The 5,913-nt window shown below is 44.9% G+C and carries 6 protein-coding genes and 1 pseudogene; 2 read left to right on the top strand and 5 right to left on the bottom strand.

Going from position 1 to position 5,913, the window contains the following annotated elements:
* Positions 1 to 93 precede the first annotated feature (93 nt).
* From H6G17_RS31940 to H6G17_RS31925, 4 genes are all read right to left on the bottom strand, one after another.
* A complete protein-coding gene (locus tag H6G17_RS31940) occupies positions 94 to 669 on the bottom strand; it encodes a DUF192 domain-containing protein (RefSeq protein WP_192162715.1) in 576 nt (191 codons plus the stop codon).
* 94 nt (positions 670 to 763) lie between these two features.
* A complete protein-coding gene (locus H6G17_RS31935; protein WP_192162713.1) occupies positions 764 to 2,434 on the bottom strand; it encodes an ATP-binding protein in 1,671 nt (556 codons plus the stop codon).
* Between the two features lie 200 nt (positions 2,435 to 2,634).
* Complete coding sequence (locus tag H6G17_RS31930) at positions 2,635 to 3,261, bottom strand: siphovirus Gp157 family protein (protein WP_347276497.1); 627 nt, start codon at positions 3,259 to 3,261, stop codon at positions 2,635 to 2,637.
* Positions 3,262 to 3,351: 90 nt separating this feature from the next.
* The gene (locus H6G17_RS31925; RefSeq protein ID WP_192162711.1) at positions 3,352 to 3,528 is read right to left on the bottom strand and encodes a hypothetical protein; all 177 of its coding nucleotides are present in this window, start codon (positions 3,526 to 3,528) and stop codon (positions 3,352 to 3,354) included.
* Positions 3,529 to 3,957: 429 nt separating this feature from the next.
* Between H6G17_RS31925 and H6G17_RS31920 the strand changes: the two genes are divergently transcribed.
* Positions 3,958 to 4,470 carry a Uma2 family endonuclease gene (locus tag H6G17_RS31920; protein WP_199317186.1) on the top strand — a complete coding sequence of 171 codons (513 nt, stop codon included), beginning with the start codon at positions 3,958 to 3,960 and terminating at the stop codon, positions 4,468 to 4,470.
* A 167-nt stretch (positions 4,471 to 4,637) separates the two neighbouring features.
* Complete coding sequence (locus H6G17_RS31915) at positions 4,638 to 5,141, top strand: isoprenylcysteine carboxylmethyltransferase family protein (protein ID WP_192162709.1); 504 nt, start codon at positions 4,638 to 4,640, stop codon at positions 5,139 to 5,141.
* A gap of 34 nt (positions 5,142 to 5,175) precedes the next feature.
* On the opposite strand, the pseudogene H6G17_RS31910 reads toward H6G17_RS31915, so the two are convergent.
* Positions 5,176 to 5,913, bottom strand: a pseudogene (locus H6G17_RS31910) (hypothetical protein); the annotation flags it as partial.

The raw sequence follows: 5,913 nt of genomic DNA, 5'->3' as shown, positions 1-5,913 counted from the left end.
AAGAAGTAGAGAAAATTGCTTGGGAGTGAGAGACAAAAGCTATATCTAGCAAGCATTTGCGGCAAAGTGGCACTTTTTTACACGGATCTCGGCTCAATCCCTACTAGCTTCATCACAAGATCGCTCGTTCGCTTTGGTAAACTTAACATCCAGATTTCTACCTGGTTGTATACCAAGTCTATTAGCACTGCCTGCTGGTAACTCTAGGACGTAGCTGACTGGTTTGACTGAATCGTAAATCGGGCAACTTTTCCATCGCGGACAGGGAGGAGCGTTTTTCACTAAGGACGCAACTATACCATTCCGAATGAAGATGATATCCAGTGGCACTAACACATCTTTCATCCACAGTTTGACTAGTTTGGGTTGATTCACCACAAAAAGCATACCGCGATCTAGCGGTAGGGAGGAGCGAGACCTCAGACCAGCAGCCACTTGTTCTGGCGTTCGTGCTACTTCGAGTTCGATCTTTCGCGCTGGCATCGCCAGGTGAGCTTCGATGGGTAGTTGTTGTGCTGGGGGAGGAATCAAGGCAAGGGCAACGGGAACGACAGCAACGAGAATACCTGCGACGGGTCCGATGCAGTTGAGAATTTTCAGGTAAATTTCATCGGTGCTGTACTTGCCTGCCTGACGGGAGCTTTGGCTAGCAGCAGAGTTTTCTTTCATAGCGTTTAAAGATTGAGAAGCAAATCGCGATCGCGCCCTGTAGCATTCCTACGGCTACTAGCGATACTGAGAAGCAAGTGCTGAGGAATCGGTTCTACCTGAAGATCTCAACATTGCCATTGGCATAAATACTGTCGTCAATGGGAGAAGAAGGAAGTCCTTGGATATCTGCTTTGTTACGCATGGACTCTACTCTGTCTGCTTCCCTAATCGCCAAAGGATTCATCTGCTTGCGCTCGGACAGCAGTGCTTCAACTGTGAGTTCTAGTTGAGGTTGACAATTCTCATTAATTTTACCTGTGGCTAGCATTTCGTAGAAAGTAGTGGCTGCTGCTCTTTCTACAATCGTTTGGATCTCTGCACCTACGCATCTATTTGTTGCTTTGAGCAGTCGCCGCCACTCAGTTTCAGTGAAGGGATCGCCACTATTGCGGAAGCGGCAATCGAATCGGGCAGCGTGCAGCTTGAAAATAGCGTGGCGCTCGCCGTTATTGGGCAAGTCTACTTTGTAGATATAGTCGAATCTACCAGCGCGGGTGAGTTCTGGGGGCAACCATTCCATGCGATTGACGCTAGCAATGACTACCACATCACTCGTGCGCTCTTGCATCCATGTCAACAGTTGACCCGCCAGCCGTCTCGATAGGTCGTCGTCTCCAGCAAATCCCTTATCTAGGTCGTCAAAATAAACGACAATTTGGTTGAGGCGATCGGCGAGCTTGAGCAACTTTTGCAACTTAACTTCGGCGCGATCGCCCTCACTTCTGAAATTTCCCCAATCAACCAGAACTAGCGGTACTCCCATTATTTGAGCGCAAACTTTTGCGGCATGAGATTTACCAGTCCCTGGCGGTCCGACAAACATCACACCTTTTGGCACTCTTAAGTTATACTGTTTAGCCACTGGCGATAGCAAAACCTTGAATTTTTGGAATGCTTCTTGCATCAGTTCCAACCCTCCAAGCTTTACTTTTGGAGGTGGAACGAACTCTACGCTATAAAGTTTGTTAAATAAATCTATTTTATATTCAAGCAGTTGCCCAGTTGCTTGTTTGACAATTTGTTCTCCAGCACTTGCAGTCAACTCTAAGTTGAATTCTTTCTTTAAAGATGCTAAACCACGTACTATATCCGATGCGTACAATCCTATACCTGCTCTAGCAATCTCTGACCAGTCTTTATCTTCTAAACTGACTGGAAGTATATGGCTGTGCCTCAGTACGCCGATCATCTCGCCAATCTCAGGTAACTCATGAGAAATTATAGGGATTTCGCCTACCATGTCCTTAGAAAGGTTGGCGGAATCTCCCAGCAATACTAATGTTTTTCTTGCTTTATCGTTGTAAAGCTTTAGGTTTAATAAAGATGATTTGAGCCATTCTGACATCAATAAAAATTCTGACTGCTTCGCCACATTTTCTGCTTGCAGCCAAGGATAAATATTTTCAACAATTAACACTGCATTTTCTAACTGCGTTTGCCAAAAATCAAAAACATTTAGATATGCTTCTCTGTTTTGTCCAGTCATCATAGGCTTAGAACTATCAAAATCCTGAAAAGCTAGATTTCCTTCAACAGCAATACTAATTTTCTTAATTGCACTTTCTCCCAAATTCCACAAATAGCAGCTTTTACCTAGTTTGTGACAAATTTGAGCGACACCCAAGAAAAAGCGCAGCCGTTCCTGAAATGGTGATTCGCAAGCAACAAGTGGACTATTGTTGACGATCTGCTCTTCAAGAGCGTGGAATACATTCGATTGCATGTAAGGGAAAAGTTAATTATTGTAATTTATTGAAATCGTAAATTATGTAGTGCAATACAGGCATCTAACAAGTTTCCGATTTTTTTGCTGCACTTGCATCAGAAGAATGCTATAGAAAAAGTCAATACTAGGGCAACACAATTTATTTGGACTCACACAAATTATGACTTCCCCTAACTGTGAGGGGAAGTTTTAGCTCTCTAACTTTGAGAGTGTTTGACTTTAGCACGAGAAGATTGAAACTTAAACCGCACTTGCTTTCCAACTTGAATCTCAGCAAAGCTGCTGACATCCCTACCAGATTTATGAGCATCAAGAATCGCTTGAAGGTCTAACCTAGATTTTAATTCTTGTACCCGAAATTCATCTGGAAGTTCTGGACAATCGGCGACTACTTTAGGTATAACTTTAGGATTGTTATCTCTAATTTCAATTTCTCTTTCTTTACCGATATTGCGTTTTGGAATTAATCCTCGCTCGTGCAACCACAGCAGTCCTTGCTTGATACCTGCTAACTGGGCTTCCTTCTTGGCAATGAATTGTTCGTGCAGTTCTATCACTGCATCCAGGCGTTTTTTAGCTAGGTCGATTTCAACTTTTAGATAATCTACTATCCAAGCAATGCTGTCAATCTTAGATTCAGTTGCTTCTTGGACTTGCCATAGTTGTTTGACTAAGTTTTCGACGTTTTCAGCTCCTGACTCTGAAGCATCTTCAATCTGGTTCCACAACAAAGCCGCTTCTAGAGATAGTTCTCGCAGCGATCTCTCGGTAATATCTTTTGGTTTTGTGTCTCCTGACTCTGAATTAATTGTCTTATCTTGCACGATATTTCTCAACTAGTTTTATTGATTTGTCTGTAACGAATATGCAGTGACGTTTATCGGAAATCTTCGTAGATGCTGATGGACAAATTTTTAGTATTGGCTGTAGGCAAGGTGATAGTAATCGCGGCGTTCTAGCGCCTGTTTTGCTTCTATTTCCAAGTATGCTATTTCTTCAGTGGATATAGTTTGTGTTTCTTGTTCTGCCTGTGAATTAGTCACTGTCTGAGTTTTGTGTGTTTCCTCAAAAATGGATGGCTGTGTTGTCATAGTCGCACTGCACGAAAATTAACATCAGTGCAACAGGTGCAAAGCACTTGTACGTTGTTTCTAAAGTGTTGGCAGTAGTTGAGGAGATATTAACAAATTAAGAGCAAAATTTTGTCACGCCTTATCTATAAATGTCTGTTTGTGAGTCAGTTGAAATTAAGAACTTGCAACTTACCATTTTCGAGATACTTGATGCAGAAGGGCGAAGCTTTTAAGCACAGATAGCACTCAAATTTGTGCTAGAAACAACTGCTGTGACTACTAAACAAGCTCTCCTTAATGCAAGCGGGCAGATGCAGGAGCCAACCGCTGGGGATATTACAGTATGTCTACCCTGCTTCAAAGAGCCTTTCAAGTTAAACTGTGAAAAGAATATTAGTTAGTTTAGTAGCAATGCCATAATAATTCCTTGACTCGGAAAGACGTGATATGACTGTGACTACTGCTAAATGGACGCTAGAAGACTATCATTGCATGATCGAAGTCGGTCTTTTAGAAGGTCGTCACGTTGAGCTATTAAACGGAGAGATCGTTGAAATGCCTCCAGAGGGTCCAGAACACGCCTACTTTGGGGATGAAGTAGGTAAATATTTAAGGGATCTTTTAGGCGATCGCGCTCAAGTCCGTGAAGGACATCTCGTTACATTGCCCAACGACTCAGAACCAGAACCAGATCTTGCTATTGTTAAACTCCTTGGGCAAACTTACCGCCAACATCATCCCTACACCGAAGATATTTTTTGGCTAATTGAGTATGCAAACACCAGCCTCAACAAAGATTTAGATGCTAAGCGAAAAACTTACGCTGTAGCAGAGATTCAAGAATACTGGGTTGTGGATTTGAAGCATCGACAGCTCAAGGTGTTTCGCACACCTTGCGAGGGTAACTACACGTCAGAAGAAACTCTTATAGAGGGAGATCGGTTCAATAGCATTTCCTGACGTCATAATCTCAGTACAATTATTGTTCGGCGGCTGCAACCCTGTAGCAGACCCTCTTATCTAATCCACGACATCTTCGGATCGGCGCAATTAGTATCCCTTTGGTATGGCATTCGCGGCTGAGCGGCAGCCCTATGTGAACGTTCTTCGACTTGGAGGAGCTTTGTATGGCAAGCGACGATCGCAGCGATAAGGCGGAGACAAGCATGGTGCCGGAAGTCGCTAACTCTGGGATCGTGCGACCGCCTTTTGTCTACCTGGGCGCGATCGCCCTTGGTCTGTTGTTGCATTTCGCGCGGTCAGTTCCGCTCGTGCCTCGTGCCGTGAGCGTGCCACTCGGAGGCATTGTAGTGCTTGTCGCCGTCGCTCTCTTCCTCTGGGCTGTGAGCACGTTTGGGACCGCTGGCACGCCCGTTCCAGGCAATCGTCCCACCACCACGATCGTACACACGGGTCCCTATCGATACAGCCGCAATCCCATCTATCTGTCTTTTTCGCTGCTCCAGCTCGGCATCGCATTCTGGGTCAACAGCCTCTGGTTACTCGCCACCCTCATACCAGCGGTGGCGCTGATGTCGTTCGTGGTCATCCCGCGAGAGGAGCACTACCTGGAGAGCCGCTTCCCGTCGGACTACCTACCCTATAAAGCTTCTGTTCGTCGCTGGCTGTAGGCAGCCACTGAATAAGGGCATGGAGCCGACGCACTCATCGCTGGTGTGCTTGGTGTGCTTGTACGCGATCGCAACATATGTCGTAAACTGCTTCCATTGCACTTATCGCTTGCTTTTGCCTTGGGGTGAACCAAGGTCGGCGGCAGAGAAATTCGATTTGCGCCTCATCAATCGGATCGAGCTGACACTCCATTAGTCGCTTAATACGCTCATAAATTTCCCTGACTTCTGCTTGAGTCTGTTGTGAATCAATCGGTTTCATCTGATCCTGTTTCACTTCCAAAGTCCCGTTATATACTGCTGCTTTTACAGTAAAGCGGTTTTCTACCTCAATCGCGATCGCCCAGCAGCCATTATATTTTTGTTCTACTCCCACTAGACGCTGTAAGAAAAAAACTTCACCTTCAGAGCAATAGTCAGAAGCTAAGAGCCGAGGCTTCTGTTTGAGTTGCTCGACAATACTTCTAACTACGCTTGCTGTAGGAGCTGCATCACCCGAAACCTCCAGTACTCTCTCCCATACAATTGGTTGCGCTGTAGACGGTAATTTAGCCAACTCCCTACACAAACGTTCCGATCTGGGCAACAAATGTCTCCCAATGGGAGACATTTCATCGATTTGTCTCCCATTGGGAGACAAATTTTCTATAACCTGAGCTGCTTGAATTAATCGATAGGCATGAGCGCGATTATATCCAAATCTATCCTTGGCGTATTCTTCAAATGTCTTGTGCGTACTTCGGTACAGACGGAGATCGCGCAACTGTTTAAG

Origin of the sequence: Chroococcidiopsis sp. [FACHB-1243], assembly GCF_014696895.1 — a bacterium.
Taxonomy (GTDB): Bacteria; Cyanobacteriota; Cyanobacteriia; order Cyanobacteriales; family Chroococcidiopsidaceae; genus Chroococcidiopsis.
Note: the sequence above shows the minus strand (reverse complement) of the source record. Positions and strands in the feature narration are given on the sequence as shown.

Excerpts from the sequence above, each read along its gene's own strand:
- H6G17_RS31940 (WP_192162715.1), bottom strand. The coding sequence starts at position 669 with ATGAAAGAAAACTCTGCTGCTAGCCAAAGCTCCCGTCAGGCAGGCAAG.
- H6G17_RS31935 (WP_192162713.1), bottom strand. The coding sequence starts at position 2,434 with ATGCAATCGAATGTATTCCACGCTCTTGAAGAGCAGATCGTCAACAAT.
- H6G17_RS31925 (WP_192162711.1), bottom strand. The coding sequence starts at position 3,528 with ATGACAACACAGCCATCCATTTTTGAGGAAACACACAAAACTCAGACA.
- H6G17_RS31920 (WP_199317186.1), top strand. The coding sequence starts at position 3,958 with ATGACTGTGACTACTGCTAAATGGACGCTAGAAGACTATCATTGCATG.
- H6G17_RS31915 (WP_192162709.1), top strand. The coding sequence starts at position 4,638 with ATGGCAAGCGACGATCGCAGCGATAAGGCGGAGACAAGCATGGTGCCG.